The sequence below is a fragment of the Chryseobacterium urinae genome, from assembly GCF_030518295.1.
Classification (GTDB): domain Bacteria; phylum Bacteroidota; class Bacteroidia; order Flavobacteriales; family Weeksellaceae; genus Chryseobacterium; species Chryseobacterium mucoviscidosis.
Genome location: NZ_JAULSJ010000004.1, coordinates 162,468 through 179,006, shown reverse-complemented (window position 1 = coordinate 179,006; position 16,539 = coordinate 162,468). Strand labels below are relative to the sequence as shown.

The 16,539-nt window shown below is 36.0% G+C and carries 21 protein-coding genes; 9 read left to right on the top strand and 12 right to left on the bottom strand.

Going from position 1 to position 16,539, the window contains the following annotated elements; genetic code table 11:
- Positions 1-6 precede the first annotated feature (6 nt).
- The 5 genes from QWT87_RS04100 to QWT87_RS04080 form a co-directional block, all read right to left on the bottom strand.
- Positions 7-543 (bottom strand): hypothetical protein, encoded by a 537-nt coding sequence (locus QWT87_RS04100; protein WP_302713875.1) that lies wholly within the window; start codon positions 541-543, stop codon positions 7-9.
- A gap of 3 nt (positions 544-546) precedes the next feature.
- On the bottom strand, positions 547-1,179 hold the full coding sequence (locus QWT87_RS04095) for a trimeric intracellular cation channel family protein (RefSeq protein ID WP_076393091.1): 633 nt from the start codon (positions 1,177-1,179) through the stop codon (positions 547-549).
- A gap of 39 nt (positions 1,180-1,218) precedes the next feature.
- Positions 1,219-1,581, bottom strand: a complete 363-nt coding sequence (locus tag QWT87_RS04090) for a four helix bundle protein (RefSeq protein ID WP_302713872.1) — start codon at positions 1,579-1,581, stop codon at positions 1,219-1,221.
- 42 nt (positions 1,582-1,623) lie between these two features.
- Positions 1,624-2,082 carry a pantetheine-phosphate adenylyltransferase gene (coaD, locus tag QWT87_RS04085; protein WP_302713870.1) on the bottom strand — a complete coding sequence of 153 codons (459 nt, stop codon included), beginning with the start codon at positions 2,080-2,082 and terminating at the stop codon, positions 1,624-1,626.
- An 86-nt stretch (positions 2,083-2,168) separates the two neighbouring features.
- The gene (locus QWT87_RS04080; RefSeq protein ID WP_302713868.1) at positions 2,169-3,155 is read right to left on the bottom strand and encodes a D-alanine--D-alanine ligase; all 987 of its coding nucleotides are present in this window, start codon (positions 3,153-3,155) and stop codon (positions 2,169-2,171) included.
- Between the two features lie 155 nt (positions 3,156-3,310).
- Between QWT87_RS04080 and QWT87_RS04075 the strand changes: the two genes are divergently transcribed.
- The 5 genes from QWT87_RS04075 (at position 3,311) to murI (ending at position 8,679) form a co-directional block, all read left to right on the top strand.
- The gene (locus tag QWT87_RS04075; protein WP_302713866.1) at positions 3,311-4,414 is read left to right on the top strand and encodes a PASTA domain-containing protein; all 1,104 of its coding nucleotides are present in this window, start codon (positions 3,311-3,313) and stop codon (positions 4,412-4,414) included.
- Between the two features lie 73 nt (positions 4,415-4,487).
- Complete coding sequence (locus tag QWT87_RS04070) at positions 4,488-5,561, top strand: RluA family pseudouridine synthase (RefSeq protein WP_302713864.1); 1,074 nt, start codon at positions 4,488-4,490, stop codon at positions 5,559-5,561.
- A 51-nt stretch (positions 5,562-5,612) separates the two neighbouring features.
- Positions 5,613-6,563, top strand: a complete 951-nt coding sequence (locus tag QWT87_RS04065; protein ID WP_076393081.1) for a PorP/SprF family type IX secretion system membrane protein — start codon at positions 5,613-5,615, stop codon at positions 6,561-6,563.
- A gap of 51 nt (positions 6,564-6,614) precedes the next feature.
- Positions 6,615-7,739, top strand: a complete 1,125-nt coding sequence (gene hemW, locus QWT87_RS04060) for a radical SAM family heme chaperone HemW (RefSeq protein ID WP_302713861.1) — start codon at positions 6,615-6,617, stop codon at positions 7,737-7,739.
- Positions 7,740-7,848: 109 nt separating this feature from the next.
- Positions 7,849-8,679 carry a glutamate racemase gene (gene murI, locus QWT87_RS04055; RefSeq protein WP_108411039.1) on the top strand — a complete coding sequence of 277 codons (831 nt, stop codon included), beginning with the start codon at positions 7,849-7,851 and terminating at the stop codon, positions 8,677-8,679.
- A gap of 209 nt (positions 8,680-8,888) precedes the next feature.
- Here murI and QWT87_RS04050 read toward each other — a convergent pair whose 3' ends face one another.
- Positions 8,889-9,488, bottom strand: coding sequence for a nitroreductase family protein (locus QWT87_RS04050; protein WP_302713857.1), 600 nt, complete (start codon positions 9,486-9,488; stop codon positions 8,889-8,891).
- A gap of 87 nt (positions 9,489-9,575) precedes the next feature.
- Here QWT87_RS04050 and QWT87_RS04045 point away from each other — a divergent pair, with 87 nt between their 5' ends.
- The gene (locus tag QWT87_RS04045; RefSeq protein WP_087705857.1) at positions 9,576-9,923 is read left to right on the top strand and encodes a winged helix-turn-helix transcriptional regulator; all 348 of its coding nucleotides are present in this window, start codon (positions 9,576-9,578) and stop codon (positions 9,921-9,923) included.
- A gap of 18 nt (positions 9,924-9,941) precedes the next feature.
- On the opposite strand, the gene QWT87_RS04040 is transcribed toward QWT87_RS04045, so the two are convergent.
- The 5 genes from QWT87_RS04040 to QWT87_RS04020 form a co-directional block, all read right to left on the bottom strand.
- Positions 9,942-10,526, bottom strand: a complete 585-nt coding sequence (locus QWT87_RS04040) for an RsmD family RNA methyltransferase (RefSeq protein WP_087705788.1) — start codon at positions 10,524-10,526, stop codon at positions 9,942-9,944.
- 71 nt (positions 10,527-10,597) lie between these two features.
- Entirely contained in the window at positions 10,598-11,314 is a 717-nt protein-coding gene (locus QWT87_RS04035; RefSeq protein ID WP_087705790.1) for a DUF3822 family protein, read from the bottom strand.
- An 18-nt stretch (positions 11,315-11,332) separates the two neighbouring features.
- On the bottom strand, positions 11,333-11,827 hold the full coding sequence (locus QWT87_RS04030) for a Smr/MutS family protein (RefSeq protein ID WP_302713852.1): 495 nt from the start codon (positions 11,825-11,827) through the stop codon (positions 11,333-11,335).
- Positions 11,828-11,908: 81 nt separating this feature from the next.
- Positions 11,909-12,406: a metallophosphoesterase family protein gene (locus QWT87_RS04025; protein WP_302713850.1), complete on the bottom strand. Its 498-nt coding sequence runs from the start codon at positions 12,404-12,406 to the stop codon at positions 11,909-11,911.
- A gap of 34 nt (positions 12,407-12,440) precedes the next feature.
- Positions 12,441-12,851 carry a hypothetical protein gene (locus QWT87_RS04020; RefSeq protein WP_302713848.1) on the bottom strand — a complete coding sequence of 137 codons (411 nt, stop codon included), beginning with the start codon at positions 12,849-12,851 and terminating at the stop codon, positions 12,441-12,443.
- 120 nt (positions 12,852-12,971) lie between these two features.
- On the opposite strand from QWT87_RS04020, the gene QWT87_RS04015 reads away from it, so the two are divergent.
- Positions 12,972-14,516: a serine hydrolase gene (locus tag QWT87_RS04015; RefSeq protein ID WP_302713846.1), complete on the top strand. Its 1,545-nt coding sequence runs from the start codon at positions 12,972-12,974 to the stop codon at positions 14,514-14,516.
- A gap of 423 nt (positions 14,517-14,939) precedes the next feature.
- Here the strand turns inward: QWT87_RS04015 and QWT87_RS04010 are convergent, their stop codons facing one another.
- Positions 14,940-15,419, bottom strand: a complete 480-nt coding sequence (locus QWT87_RS04010) for a SixA phosphatase family protein (RefSeq protein ID WP_087705797.1) — start codon at positions 15,417-15,419, stop codon at positions 14,940-14,942.
- A 114-nt stretch (positions 15,420-15,533) separates the two neighbouring features.
- Here QWT87_RS04010 and ruvX point away from each other — a divergent pair, with 114 nt between their 5' ends.
- On the top strand, positions 15,534-15,950 hold the full coding sequence (ruvX, locus tag QWT87_RS04005) for a Holliday junction resolvase RuvX (protein WP_116098477.1): 417 nt from the start codon (positions 15,534-15,536) through the stop codon (positions 15,948-15,950).
- Complete coding sequence (def, locus tag QWT87_RS04000; RefSeq protein WP_087705801.1) at positions 15,947-16,519, top strand: peptide deformylase; 573 nt, start codon at positions 15,947-15,949, stop codon at positions 16,517-16,519. Before ruvX ends, def begins: the two co-directional genes overlap by 4 nt.
- The last annotated feature ends 20 nt before the right edge of the window (positions 16,520-16,539 follow it).

Genomic DNA, 16,539 nt, shown 5'->3' with positions numbered 1-16,539 from the left:
GCTTTTTTATTTTGCGAATTTAGGAGGTGGAGGTGGTGGTTTTGGTGAGTTGAAGAATGTATCATTAGGATAAATTTTCTTACGGAGTAATCCGAAACGATCTAATTTTTCAAGATTATCTCGCAGACCATCACTGTAAAAAGATTTTGCTTGGGCTTTGTTTTTATAATGAATGCTTACAATTGCAGAATTTGTTTCCGTTTTTGGTTTATTTTCTTTGGATAAATATTTAAAATAATTCTCAAAGCTCAATTGATTTTTATTGCTTGCTTGGTAAACTATTTTTGGTAATGTCTGTTCTCTTTTTTCAAATGAACTTATTTCCGAATAGGTCTGAAGAAATACAGTATCTTTTTGTTTGATAAAAGTATACAATTCATGAGATAAAAATAAACAGGCTGAATGATTTACACTTACTTCAATAGTATCACCATTTTCCATTTTGTCTGAAAATTGATATAAATCTTTTTCTAAATCAAAATTACTCTCTTGCTGACAAGAGAGGAGCAATAAGAAAATGAAAAAAGAAATGCATTTTTTCATACATTACATCTCAGAGTTATTCTCATACCCATAAAATTTCGGGATCTGCCAATGATATTTCACGGCTAAAGTTCTTATGGATACAATTAAAAGAATCGTGAAAATCTGAACGATAGTATACGTTAAAGTAGTAAATTTTGTCAATAGTAAAAAAGCAGAACCTCCCACAATACAGGCGGTTGCATAAATTTCTTTCCTGAAAATTAAAGGAATTCTGTTGAGTAATATATCCCGGATAATTCCACCGAAACAACCTGTAATTGTTCCCAACCCGATACAGATTAATGGATGAATATCCGCGTTTAAACCCTTCTGAACACCAATAATGGTAAACAATCCTAATCCAAAACTGTCAAAAATAAATAAAGTAACCCGAAAGTTTTTTTCAAAAGATTTAAAAATCATGGTGAAAATACTGGTCAGAATAATCAATGCACACGTAAGCAAATCATGCATCCAGAAAACCGGAATATCAAGCAGAAGATCTCTCACGGTTCCACCGCCAACAGAAGTTACAAAAGCAATAATCAGCACGCCGAAAGGATCGAGCCGCTTTTGCATCGCCGCAAAACTTCCCGACATCGAAAATGATATCGTTCCCAAGACTTCTATGGCAAAATTGAACTGTTCGTGCATGTTTTATGGGTAATGAGTAATTGGTAATAAGTAATATGATTATAGTGTTGTATTTTGAGATAATTTGAATTTATTAGCAGTCATTACTTTTACCAATTCATCACATTCTGATTTTAAATTTGAGATTTTTCCTGGATCTAAATATTCCAGCTCATCAATTATTTCTAACCAGAATTGAGTCTCATCAATTTCTTCTACAACAATGCAAATTTTAGCAAATCTTTCTTTTTCGGATCTTGCTCTCGCAACTGCTCTGTAATTAGCAGCTACAGAAGTTGCTGATCTTATGATTTGTTTTCTGATTATTGAAAGATCATCAGAATAAGGTAATGGTGATAATGATTTAATAATGGAAATCGAAAAATCTTTAGTTCGATCTCTAAATAACTGATTAAAATCCATAGTTGTAAAAATTACTCATTACCCATTACTCATTACTTATAATTACACTCTCACCGAATCCGGAACCAAGAGCTCATATTCTCCGCCGTGATTGATGATTTCTCTTACAATGCTACTGCTGATAAAAGATTTTCCTGAAGACGTTAACAAAAATACCGTTTCCAGTTTTTTGTGCGCTAAAGTTCTGTTGGTGTGGGCAATGGCTTTTTCAAACTCAAAATCGGCAGGATTTCTTAAGCCTCTGATGATATATTGTGCATTTTTTTCAAAGCAGTAATCAACGGTTAATCCTTCAAAATAATCTACTTCCACATTTGGAAATTCTGCAACGGAATTTTGGATGAATTCCATTCTTTTTTCCAGCGGAAACATATATTTTTTCTGGGAATTCTGCCCGATCGCAATTATCAGTTTATCAAAAAGCGGAGCCGCTCTTTCTATAATATCATAATGTCCTAAAGTAATCGGATCGAATGACCCCGGAAAAACAGCAATTTTCATGCGTATAAAAGTTATAAGTTATAAATTATGAATGATGAGGGTAGAAATGTAGAGTGATAAACTTGCAGCCTCAATCTTCCATCCTTTTAATTTTTTTGTAATGCTTTTTCAACCTCGTTTCCGCAAAGATCTGTAATAGAAATTCCGTAGATTTTTGCCTGCTGCGGAAGAATACTTGCAGGAGAAAATCCCGGATTGGTATTCATTTCCAGCATATAAGGAATTCCGTCCATCAGAATATATTCACTTCTTGAGAAACCACTCATCCCAAGAGAATTGTAAGCTCTTTTTGCGATTTCTTCTACGCGGATTCTTGTTTCATCGTCGATTCTTGCAGGGGTAATTTCCTCAGAAGCCCCTTCGTATTTTGCTTCATAATCGAAAAATTCGTTGGTAGGAACGATTTCTGTAATTCCCAGAACAATTGTTTCTCCTTTATAATCGATTACTCCCACGGAAACTTCCATTCCGTCAAGAAAACTTTCAATTAAAATTTCATCATCTTCTTTGAATGCAATTTCAGTTGCAGCAAGGAATTCAGCCTTTTCTTTCACTTTAGAAATTCCCAAAGATGATCCCGACTGATTGGGTTTCACAAAAACAGGCAAGCCAAGAGTTTCTATAATCTCATCAACCTTAATTTCTTCTCCTTTTCTTAAATAAACACTCTTCGCAGAAGGAATTCCGTATTTTGAAAGTACCGCTAAAGTATCTTTTTTATTGAATGTTAAAGCACTCTGATAAAAATCGCATCCCGTATATTTCTGTCCGATCGCGTCCCAGTACGCCTGAAGAATTCCGTTTTCGCCGGGTGTTCCGTGGATGATATTGAAGCAGACATCAAATTTCAATGTTTCATTATCATGTAAAGTCACAGAAAAATCTCCTTTGTTTATTGGAAATTTCTGTTCATTTTCGCCTAAAAAATACCATTCATCTTTCAGGATAACTACTTTATATACATCGTAAAGATTTCTGTCTAAAGAATCGTAGATTAATTGTCCGCTTTTCAATGATACAACATATTCGTCTGAATAGCCTCCCATCACTACGGCAACTTGTTTTTTGCTCATTTTTGTTTAGTATCAATTAAGGCAAATTTAATGATTTTATACAACGCGTAAACCTAAAACCTGAAATTTTAAAATCAAAAGTGAAATGTGTTAAATTAAAAGCACATTCTAAAATTATTAGTTATATTTGCTGTCTAATTATAGTCATTTTAAGTATGCTTAAATCACTTTTCAATTGGAAAGTTTTACTGAACTTAGTCGTAGCCATCGGTGTTTTTGTGGGGTTGGTTTGGCTTACGTTTCGTTGGTTAGAATATCATACCAATCATGGTCAGGAAATTCCCGTTCCAAATATCGTTAACAAATCTGTACAGGAAGCCATCAAAATATTGGATGATTCGGGATTGGAATATGAAGTGGACAGTTTTAATTATGATCCTAAATACAGACCTTTTCAGGTTTTACAGGTGTATCCGGTTCCGGGTTCCCGTGTAAAAGACGGAAGAGCAATTCAGTTAAGAGTAAATCCAAGAACCTGGGCTAAAGTTGAGGTTCCGGATGTAATCAATAAGTATTCAGGTCTTGCTTTCCAGCGTCTGGAACAGGTGGGTCTGAAGGTCGGAGATACCATCTATGAGCCAAGCATTCAGAAAGATGCTGTGATCCGTATATTATTTAACGGAAATGAAGTAAAACCGAAAACAAAACTGGCAAGATTCTCTACGGTGGATGTCGTGATAGGTTCCGGACCAATGAGAAACATTGCGATTCCTAATGTTGTAGGATTAACGGTGAAAGAAGCGAGACAGGTCATTGCAAGAAGTATGTTTGAAGTAGGTCTTGTGGATCATGAAGACGGAAGCAAGGATGAATCTGATGTTATCTATTATCAGGATCCTGCAGCCGGAGATGTCCGGGATCAGGGAATGCAGATCGATCTTTGGGCGAGTAAAAGAACCCTTGCTGAATTGAGCGCTAAAATAGAACAGTTGAATTCTACCTACAGAATGAAAGTAGATACCGCTTTGCCTCCGATTCAGTATCAGGAAATGCCAGTTCGTCAGGAACCTTCACAGGAAGTTGCGCCACCATCTGTAACTCCGAGAAGAGAAAATCCTAAACCGTCCACAGATGCGGTAAAGACAGATGCTTCTAAAGCTACTGTAAAGCCCGCTACATCGGCAACTGAAAATAAACCAAAGACTACTGCTTCCAATACAGGTAGTAGTTCTGGTAATACATCAGCGAATAAACCTGTTGCGACAACTCCTGCAAAACCTGCAGAAAAGCCAAAAGCTAAAAAGATGGTTATAGAATAAAACGATAATTATTATAAAAAATACAGGCTTCAACTTTCATTATGTTGAAGCCTTTTGTATAAAAGATAAAACAATGGCAGAAGATAACGAAGATTTTTTGGACGAAGAATTATTAGATCAGAACAGTATCGATAATCTTGATATTGATGAGGAAAATAAAGGACTGTATGAACACCTTAACATCGCGGTAGACAAAAGTCAGGAACCGTTGAGGATCGACAAGTTTCTGTTGATTTTCCGTCAGAATTCTTCCAGAAATAAAATTTCACAGACCTGCAGAGCGGGAAATGTTATTGTAAACGGTGTTGCGGTGAAGCAGAATTACCGGGTAAAACCCGGAGACCAGATTTCTGTACTTTTGGCACATCCTCCGAGGGAAAATGTTATCATTCCGCAAAATATTCCTATCAATATTGTATACGAAGATGATGATCTTATCGTTGTAGATAAAGATCCGGGAATGGTGGTACATCCGGGATTCGGAAACTGGGACGGAACCTTGGTGAATGCTTTGGCGTACCATTTCGAACAGAATGGCGAAAAATCCGATCTCGACAGGGTAGGACTGGTGCACAGAATTGATAAAGATACTTCCGGATTATTAGTGATCGCTAAAAATGAATATGCACTGAGCTTTCTGGCAAAACAATTTTTCGACAGAAAAACCAAAAGATTGTATTGGGCATTCGTTTGGGGCAATGTGCAGGATGATGAAGGTACAATAAGAGGCCATATCGGTCGTCATCCGAAAAACAGGATGCAGATGCACACCTATGAAGACGGAAGTCAGGGAAAGCATGCTGTAACGCATTACAGGGTTTTAGAAAGATTTAAATACATGACCTGGGTAGAATGTAAGCTTGAAACCGGAAGAACCCACCAGATCAGAGCGCATTTCAAACATATCGGTCATACTTTATTCAATGATGAAAGATATGAAGGACATACGCCTCTCCGTGGAGTGAATCTTCCTAAGTATAAGCAGTTTATAAAAAATGTCTTTGATATTTTACCCAGACATGCGCTTCATGCCCATACTTTAGGATTTATACATCCCACTACCAAGAAGGAATTATATTTTGAAAGCCCAATGCCGAAAGATATGGCGGATGCTGTAAAAAAATGGAGAAATTATTTAGAAAACTAAAAATATATTGAGAATTTTTTTATATTTGTTGAATTGAAATCAAGATTTGTTATGAGAAAACTATATGCTATCGTATGTTTAGCTCTTTTGTCAAATGCATACAAAGCACAAGAAACTTTACCGTACTATCAACAATATCTTTTAGACGGTGAGTTTTTGTTCAACCCGGCACAATACGGAAAGACCGACTATGTGCAGCTTAATCTTAACTATCAGCAGCAATTTTCGAAGTTCAGTGAGTCTCCAAACGTTCAGTCGGTAGGGATCAACGCGAACATTTTTGATAGAGTGGGAGCAGGTTTATCTGTATTCAGAGACAGCAACGGCCCTATTTCTGCAGGTGGTATTACAGCGGGTGCTTCATATTTTATTCCTCTTAGCAGCGACGGAGACAGAAAAGATCAGTTCTCTTTCGGTACAAGCGTTAGCTTCTACAATATGAATTTTGATTATTCAAAGATTAACACGCAGGATGCTTCAGATCCGTTATTGCAGGGAAGTGAAAGTAATATCTTCATGGCATATGCAAACTTCGGAGCACAGGCAACTTACAAAAATATTTTCGCAGGAGTTTCTGTTAACGATATCGCACTTACCAACGATGAAGCGATCGTAAACGGACGTGAACCTTCTCCAATCAAGTTTTTCTTAAACTTAGGATATGACTGGCATGTAGGTGATAACATCTATTTCACACCTTCAGCTTTAATCAACCTTAATACAAACTCTACAAGAACGATTGATTATAACTTAATGGCAACGTTCTTCAACGATATCAATGCATTCTCTTTCGGGGTAAGCTACAGATCTGTTCAGAACAGATTCGACAGCCAGCAATTACAGATTGCTCCGGTTGTAAAAGTAAGATTCAACAAATTCATGATTGGAGCTACTTACAACTTAGGTTTGTCTGATATTCAGGAATATGGAGGAAACAGCTTTATGATCGGGTTAGGATATAACTTCGATAACTTCATTAACCACAGAGGTTATAGATATTAATTGATTTAATTTAAATAAATTTGAGCTCTGAATTTTTTCAGGGCTTTTTTTATGATTTACATTCACATTCCGTTTTGCAGGCAAAAGTGCAGCTACTGCAATTTCCACTTTTCAACATCTTTAAATTTTAAGGATGAAATGCTGGCTGCGATGAAGAAAGAAATCTTTCTCCGAAAAGATGAATTGCAAAACAAAAACTTACAGTCACTGTATTTTGGAGGTGGAACGCCTTCTATTCTTTCACCGGATGAAATCAAATCTTTAATTGATGAGGTATTAAAACATTTTACTTTTGAAAAGGATATCGAAATTACTTTAGAAGCGAATCCCGATGATCTGGATAAAAACTTCCTGAAAGGACTGTCGGAATCCTCGATAAACCGTCTATCCATCGGAACCCAAAGTTTTTTTGAAGAAGATCTGAAATTAATGAATCGGGCGCATACTGCAAACGAAGCCGAAGATTCCATCAAAAGAGCGCAGGATTTTGGTTTTGAAAATTTAAGCATTGATCTAATTTACGGTTCGCCAACTTCCAATCTGGAAATCTGGAAAGAGAATTTAAATAAAACCATTGCGCTTGAAGTTCCGCACATTTCTTCTTATGCTTTAACGGTTGAGCCGAAAACTGCTTTAGAAAACTGGATCTCAAAAGGGAAAGTAAAAAGCCCTAAGGAAGAAGAACAGAATAGAGAATTTTACTACTTATCGGATTTTCTGAAAGATAATGGTTTTGAGCATTATGAAGTTTCCAATTTTGCCAAACCCGGATTTTACTCAAGACACAATTCTTCCTACTGGAAATATAAAGAATATCTTGGAATTGGTCCTTCTGCACATTCTTATAACGGCTTCGATGTGAGAAGCTGGAATGTCGCGAACAATCAGCAGTATATCAAAAAATTAAATTCAAATCTTTTGGCTAAAGAAGAGGAATTTCTTTCTCAAAACGATCAGTTTAATGAAATGATCATGATTGGTTTAAGAACAATCTGGGGTGTTGATCTGGAAAGCTTAAAAGAAAAATTTAATGACAGCATTTTAGAACATTTTCAGAATGAAATCAAACCAAAGCTTGAAGAAGGAATTCTGGTAACAGAAAATAACCACCTGAAAATTCCGGAAAAACACTGGTTTATGGCAGATGGAATTGCTTCGGATCTGTTCATCATCTAAGATGAAAGTCCAAAGCCGGAAGTCGGAAGAACGGTTTGTGAAAAACTTATAACATCCAGCTTCTGCATCCAACAATTTCACTATTTTTGTATAAAATTTCAGCTCAATTTTGAAAACTAAAAAGCAGGATTATTCGCATCTTTCCCCGAAGCAGCCTATCGGAATTTTCGATAGCGGAGTGGGCGGACTTACGGTTGCCAAAGAAATAAAAAGACTTCTTCCAAACGAAGATCTGATCTATTTCGGTGACACCAAACATCTTCCGTATGGTGAAAAATCGAAGGAGGCGATTATCGAATATTCTACAAAGATCACCAATTTTCTGTTGGAGCAAAACTGTAAAGCGATTGTTATTGCCTGCAATACGGCAACGGCAAATGCGCTGAATGAAGTGATGCAGTCTGTTGCGGGAAAAGTTCCTGTGATTGACGTAATTAATCCCGTTGCAGAAAAAGTTTCCTATGAAATCCACAACAATGTGGGGGTCATCGCAACGAAAGCTACTGTGAATTCGGGGTTGTATAAAAAAAGCATTAGAAAGCATAATAAATGGATCAAGGTGGATGAACTGGCAACACCTTTATTGGTTCCTGCTATTGAGGAAGGTTTTAAAAATCACCCGATTACCCACGCAATTATCTACAATTACTTAAGCAATAGTAAATTAAAGAATATTGAGACTTTAATTTTGGGTTGTACGCATTATCCGTTATTGATAGATGAAATCAAGCAATATTACGGAAACCGTGTCCGCGTAATTGATTCTCCGAATATTGTCGCCAATCATTTAAAAATCATTCTGGATAAGTATCATCTGCTGAATGAGCAGAATCCAAAACCGAATTACCATTTCTATCTTTCGGATTTAACGAAAAACTTCGAAAAAATCTCAAAGAAATTCTTCGGGAAAACCATCGATTTGGAATTAAAAGTATTATAAAAAACAAAAGCTGTCTCAATTTGAAACAGCTTTTTCTATAGAAGATTCTTTAACGCAAAGATTTATTTTTCAAAGTTTATTTTTAGTGAGCTAAGAATTAATCAATTGAAAATTGATTTTATAAAGCATACTTCATAAGCGACTTTGTCGCCACTCTTTGCTCTCTTAAATAATTTCGGGGATTATATTAATCTTTGCATTTAAATAAATTAAATTTCCAAAATTACGTGCTGTCTTTCCAGTCTTCTTTTCGGGGTATGAACCGGCTGATTTTTATCTTCTTCAGACTTTACTCCAATAACTACTGCAAAAACACTTTCGTACTTTTCGTTCTTTAAAATCGCATCATATTTTTCAGTTTCAATTCCTTCCATCGGAGTAGAATCTATTCCCATATCTGCACACGCAGAAAGCAAAACGCCCAATGAAAGATAAACCTGATGTTTCAGCCACGATCTGATCTCCGCTTTTCCTTTCGGTTTTACAAAAGTTTTATAATAAGTTACCGAACCTTCCGGAAGATTTTCTTCAATCTGCTTTTCAAAATCTTCAGGGTTTTTAAGTGCCTGAAAAACGATAAGATGACTTCCGTCCAGAACTTTTTCTTTGTTAAAATAAGAGGCTTCGGCAAGCAGTGCTTTTGTTTCAGGATCCGATACAAACACAAAATTCCATGGCTGACTGTTAATGGAAGATGGACTTAAATGCAGAATTTCTTTAAGCTGCTGAATCTGCTCTTCACTTATTGTACCTTGAGGATTATACTTTTTTACGGTATATCTCGATTTCATTTTTTCTAAAAAGCTCATAATTTTATACTATATTTTTTATAGTTGCAAAATTAATGTATGTTTAATATATTTGCAATAACGGTCTAAAATGATAGTATGAAAAAAATGTATTCCATAGATAATAAAGAATATCCGTGCTGTACAACAGTTACCATGAGATTTATCGGCGGAAAATGGAAAGCGGTCATTTTGTTTTACCTGATTGATGGGGCAAAAAGATACAACGAGCTAAGAAAATTAATTCCTACGATTACGGAAAGAACATTAAGCTTACAGCTAAAACAGCTTGAAGAAGATCATATTATCGACAGAAAGGTGTACACAGAAAAGCCGCCTTTAATGGTGGAATACACTTTAACGGATTTCGGGAAAACGTTGCTTCCTCTTTTAAAAGAAATTGCAAAATGGGGTGAAAGTGCGGTTGTTTCTTCTGAAAAAGTAAAAATTGTTTAAAACAAAAAATCAGGAAAATTATTCCTGATTCTGTATTTCTGTAGTTTCTTCTTTATTCGGTTCAAAAAAACTGAAGCTTACATTGCCGTATTTTCGGGTATCGATTAAATTCGGATGATCAAATTTCATTCGGCTTTGGTGTTCTATCACTAGAATTCCGTTTTCCTTCAGGTATTTATTGTTTAAAACCAGCGAAATAATTTCCTGATACTTTTTTTCTTCCATTTCGAAGGGAGCATCGGAAAAAACAATTTCAAAAGATTTTTTGTTTCTGAATTTCTTCAGCCAGTCGAAAACATCGCCCCGCTGAACATTCACCTGCAGACTGAATCCAAGTTCAGAAGCGGTAGAATTAAGAAAAGACGTATGTTTCGGATTCATTTCTACGGAGGTAATATCCTGACATCCTCTTGAAGCAAATTCAAACGAAATAGAACCGATTCCCGCAAAAAGATCCAGTACGGAAACCGACTGCATATCGTAGGTGTTTTCCAGAATACTGAAAAGTGCTTCTTTGGCAAAATCCGTAGTCGGTCTTACATCAAAATTCTTCGGAGCGGCGATTTTTTTGGCTTTCCATTTGCCGGATATGATTCTGTACATAATTGATAGGTTTTAGATTGGAGGTAAAAGATTGCAGATAAACTAAAACCTGCTATCTGATCTTCTGCAACCTAATTTAATATAAAATTTTTAGAAGGAATATTATCAAATACAATTTTCAGATTCTTTACGAATTTCTGAAGCTCCGAAATAAACGTCTCATTTTCAGTAGTTTCTCCGTACGCGTAGAAATTGGTCTCATTGATTCCGAAACCGATCTTGCTTAACGTAAACATCACGAAATAAAGAAAATCTACTTCAGAATTAACGTCCAGATTGTTGTATAAAATAATTTTTTTGTTGTCTATCGCGAAAAACTCACATTGGTTATGATACAGGTTGATGTGAATTTCTTTGCTGTTTTTATTATTGATGGAATTTAAAAACTTTTCACCGGAAAAATTAAACTGAACAGGCAGGGCGAGTTCTTTAATCTTTTTATAAAAATGCTTCGGAAATGTATAATAAAACTGAATTTTAAACTTTTCATTAATCGAAAGCATCAGTTCTTCTTTCTCTTTATCCACAGGAGCGTTGAAGGCGATAAGATCAAATCCGGCTTCATGCTCAGAAAAACCTTCCGGCATCAGCGTGAAATGATTGAGCGCGGAAATCACATGGATCTCATCAAATCTCTGCAGAAGAAGCACTTTATCCAGCATATCCGAAATAAAGTTTTCCGGAGATTCTTCATCCACGAAATACGATTTCTCTTCCACAATGCTCTTATTTTTAGCAATCTGGTAGATTAATCCGTCTTTGGTAAAAAGTAAATTAAGTATATTCATAATTTGATTCCTGCAAATTTAGTGAAATTCTACCATTACCGCACCCGATTGATGATGAAGTATTTCCTTATTATAAAAATCCACATTCGTCTGGCTTTCTAACGTATCGAATACCATTTTCTGCAAAACTCCGTCTCCGATTCCGTGTACGATTTCCAGCCTTTTAAGATTGTGTTTTCTGCAAAAGTTGATGGTTTCCACCAATCTTTCCTTCTGGATGAAAAGTCTTTCAAAACTGGTGTAATCATTTGGATTTTTAACTAAATTATGAAAATGCAGATCAAGAACCAAATGATTTTTCTGATGTGCTTTGGAAATTATCTTTTTCGGCTCCGCTTTTTTTATGATAGGAGTATTTTCATAAAAATCCGAAATTTTCGGAACCAGTTTCTCCTTTGGATATTGATGCGTAAAACCGTATTCATCTTTAAAAACCACGATATTTCCCTTCACGGAAGTAACCACCCCGCTCAAATCTTCATCTATCACAGAAACTTTATCACCAATTTTCATAGTACTGTCATTGCGAGGAACGAAGCAATTTCTTATTATTCTTAACTCCTCAATTTTTTTCTTAATGGTTTAAAAATTATTTTAAAACTTCGGTCCCAATTCAATAACCTCCAAATCCTTTATTTCCGTATCATCGATTACAAAACGCATCATCGTTCGCATTTTATGCCATCCCTGTTTTCCGCACGCTCCCGGATTCAGGTGGAGAAGATTGTTTTTTTCATCAAACATTGCCTTCAAAATGTGAGAATGTCCCGAAATAAACAGTTTCGGAGCTTTTTCAGCAATCTCCTGCTTTGCCAACGGTGTATATTTTCCCGGATAACCGCCGATGTGGATCATGAGAACTTCTACATTTTCGCATTTAAAACGACTCACTTCCGGAAATTCAGAACGGATTTTTGCGTTGTCGATATTTCCGTAAACTCCTTTGAGTGGTTTTATCTTTTCAAGCTGCTCAATGACATCCATACTTCCGAAATCTCCGCCATGCCAGATTTCATCCGCCTGACCTGCATATTCTAAAATGCGGTCGTCTATATAAGAATGAGAGTCGGAAAGAAGCAGGATTTTTGTCATTATTTAAAATTCTCTGCAAAGATAAGATTTGAAATTATTTTTTCTTAAGATTTACAAACATCTTTAATGTTAACTGTTCTTCTGTGAGATTTGAAATGATATAGTTTCCTTTTAAACTTACATTTGTGGTGAAATTGATATGAATGACAGAGTCTGAAATCTTTTCCCAACTTCCTTTTATCTTTTTAAATTTAAACTTCGGTTTTTTATCTCCTGAATAACAAATATTTTCAACCCAGTTGGCAATAACTTTTCCATCTTTACTAAGTCTAAAGTTTAATGTGTTCTTATCAGAATATTTGCTTTTTTCATAAACAGCATTTAGGTGTTCCGTATTCTTAAATTTCCATGTTTGAAATAAGTATGGATTATCGACCGTATTTTGACTTTTAATCAAATTAAAAGGAAGTTGTGTTAGTAGAAAAATATAAACTGAAGTTTTCATCACAATAAAAAAGTATTTTAACCGAAAATAAAGAATCTTTTTTTGAATTGATGAATCTTTACATTTAAATTTGAAAAGAGTTTAAACCGCTTTATTTACTACATTTGAAAAAAATTAAAAATGAAGCAGAAACTTTCTTTTTTCCTTCTTCTTTTATCGGTTGGGATTGCGAATGCGCAGGTTGAAGAGAAAAAACTGGATGAATTGGTCCAGAACACTTTAAAAACTTTCGACGTTCCGGGAATGTCGGTTGGTGTCATCAAAGACGGAAAAGTAATTTATTCCAAAGGTTTTGGGGTACGTTCCTTAACTTCCAAACAACCGATGGATGAGAATACATTGGTCGGAATTGCCTCCAATTCCAAAGGTTTTACCTGTACTGCACTTGCCATTTTAGCAGACGAAGGAAAACTGAACTGGGACGATAGAGTTTCAAAATACATTCCGGAATTTCAGATGTACGATCCGTATGTTTCGCAGAATGTTACTATTAAAGATCTGGTGACACACAGAGCAGGATTAGGTTTGGGACAGGGAGATTTAATGTTCTTTCCGGAAGGCGGAAATCTAACGGTAAACGATATCGTTCACAACGTAAGATATTTAAAGCCTGAAAATCCTTTCAGAACAACTTTAGATTATAATAACATCATGTTTATTGTTGCAGGAGAAGTGATTCACAGGATTTCTGGATTAAGCTGGGCAGAATTTATTGAACAGCGCATTATGAAGCCTGTAGGAATGACTTCAAGTTTCGGAAGCTACAACAGGGCAAAAGCTGTTGCCAACAAAATTGACGCTCATGCACCGGTAGATGGAAAAGCCATCGCCGTTCCTCATGACTGGAACGAGACAGCCAACGCAGCCGGAGGAATTATGAGTAATATTAAAGACATGACAACCTGGGCAGAATTCCTGCTGAATAATTTCACAACGAAAGACGGTAAAAAATTAGTTTCAGATAAAAATGTTCAGCAGTTGTGGAGTTTACAGATTCCGAGCGGAGTGGCGGCAAAAAATCCTTATGATACCAGTTTCTACGGATACGGAATGGGCTGGTTTTTAAGCGATGTGAAAGGTCATAAACAAGTTCAGCATACAGGAGGACTGATCGGAACGGTAACGCAGTTTACGCTGATTCCGGATATGAAACTGGGAATTGTTGTCTTAACGAATCAGCAGTCGGGAGCGGCTTTCAACACGATTACCAATACCGTGAAAGATTCTTATCTGGGAATTGCAGACCGCAACTGGCTGAAAACCTACGGCGACCGGATGAAAAAAATGGAAGAAAGTTTTGATAAGCAGAAAAAAGAAGCTTTTGCAAAATCTGAAACATTTAAAAAAGATAAAAATTTACAGCCAAAACCGGAGCAGTTTGTAGGAATGTACAACGATCAATGGTTTGGTGATGTGGAAATTGCGCAGCAGGGAAGTACATACAGAATCTCATGCAAAAGTTCTCCACGTTTAAAAGGGGAACTGCTTCCGTATTCCAACAATTCTTTCATCATTAAATGGGATGACAGAAGCTACGATGCCGATGCGTATATTATTTTTGATTATGATGAAACTGGGAAAGCACAATCTGCAAGATTAAAACCAATCTCAGACGTTACAGATTTCAGTTTTGATTTTGATGATCTGGATCTGAGAAGAAAATAATTCAGGAAAATCATTCAATATGATTATCAATAGGGACGGGCTTTTGCCCGTCTTTTTGTTTTAGAGGGTAGTAAAAGACTTTAGCCAAAATTATTGATTAAGTTTATTTAGGTTTTTTTATAAAGGTTCAAAAAGTTTTTAACACTTAATTCACAGAAGATTAAATAAAAAAAATGCGAATATTTTAGAACACATTAGTTTTTAAAAATCTTTGATTTTTTTTCTTTTGAGGACTTTACATATTCTAATAACGCTTTAAAATCTTTTGCGACTTTTGTGGTTAAATCTGACATTAGTTAATTTGGGAAATTCACCATTAACCATTCACCATTCACAAATTTACCTACATTCTAAAACCACCCCGTCAAAAATTCTTTCGAATTTTCGCCACCCCTCCAGAGGAGGGGAATTTTTACAGACGATTTATTTAATCTTTCCCGGATCGTAGAAAAACAGCAGTTTCTTTTTGGCTCCGTCGAATTCCGACCACGAATTGCAGTCGATTTCGAAACCGGCAACACCGCAGGTTGGGAAGTGGAAAATATCTTCGGAAATGGAATTTGCAAAATTGGAAATTCCGTTGTTGTGAGAGAAGAAGGCAACCGATTCGTGGCTGTCGTCCAGATCGTAGATTACAGATTCGAAATTGCTTTCGGAAGGATTATAAAGTTTCTCATTCGTATTAATGCTGATCTGGTAAGCCTGGTTGAAAATTTTGCACGTATTCAGTGCGCGTACTGCGGGGCTCGATACAAAGTAATCGATCGCTACGTTATTGTTTTTCATGAATCGGGACATATGCATTGCTTCTTCTAAACCCTTGTCTGCCAATGGTCTGTCAAAGTCTTCCGTTTCTTCCGGCCAGTCGCTTTTCGCATGTCTTACGAGGATGAGTTTCTTCATAATTTTGTTTTTGAATAACTAAAATTATAAAAAAATTAGCGGATTAAAACATTGATTTATAAAAAAAACTGTGTTTGGAATAAAATCATTAAAATTTACTAAATTTGCAAACCTATGGGACAAATCCTTGCAATAGACTACGGAAAAGCTCGTTGCGGCATCGCTGCGACGGATGATATGCAGATTATTGCGAGCGGTCTGGAGACGGTGCAGACTTCATTAATTATTGATTTTCTGACGAAATATTTCGGTGAAAATCGGGTGGATGAAGTGGTGATCGGTCTTCCGACAGATTTAAAGGGGAATGTCTCCGAAGTGGAAACAGATATTTTAAAATTCATTGAAGTTTTTCAGAAAGAATTTCCGATGATAAAAGTACACCGCTTCGATGAGAGATTTACCTCCAAAATGGCTTCGTTTTTTATCTCCCAAAGCGGAAAGAATAAAAAGAAAAGACAGGAAAAAGGATTAATAGATAAAGTAAGCGCAACCATCATATTGCAGAATTTTTTAGAACAAAGAACAAGATGATTTTACCGATAAGAGCCTTTGGTGACCCAGTTTTAAGAAAAGTAGGGAAGGATATAGACAAAGATTATCCCGAGCTACAGGAATTGATAGGCAACATGTTCGAAACCATGTACAGCGCCAACGGAATTGGTTTGGCTGCTCCACAGATCGGACTGGATATCCGTCTTTTTGTGATCGACGTAAGTCCTTTGGCAGAAGATGAAGATTATGAGGATATTAAGGATGAACTGGCAGAATTCAAGAAAGTATTTATTAATGCCAGAATTCTTGAAGAATCCGGAGAAGAGTGGAAATTCAACGAGGGATGTCTTTCTATTCCGGATGTAAGAGAAGATGTAAAAAGAAAAGGAACCATCGTGATCGAATATTATGACGAAAATTTTGTAAAACATACAGAAACTTTTTCCGATATTAGAGCCCGCGTAATTCAGCATGAGTACGATCACATAGAAGGAATTTTGTTTACAGACCATTTAAGCGCCTTGAAGAAGAAGCTTGTAAAAGGAAAACTGTCGAAAATTACTCAGGGTGATGTAAGCATCGGTTACAAGATGAGATTTCCAAAATAAAGTTTGAATTAAAATAAAAA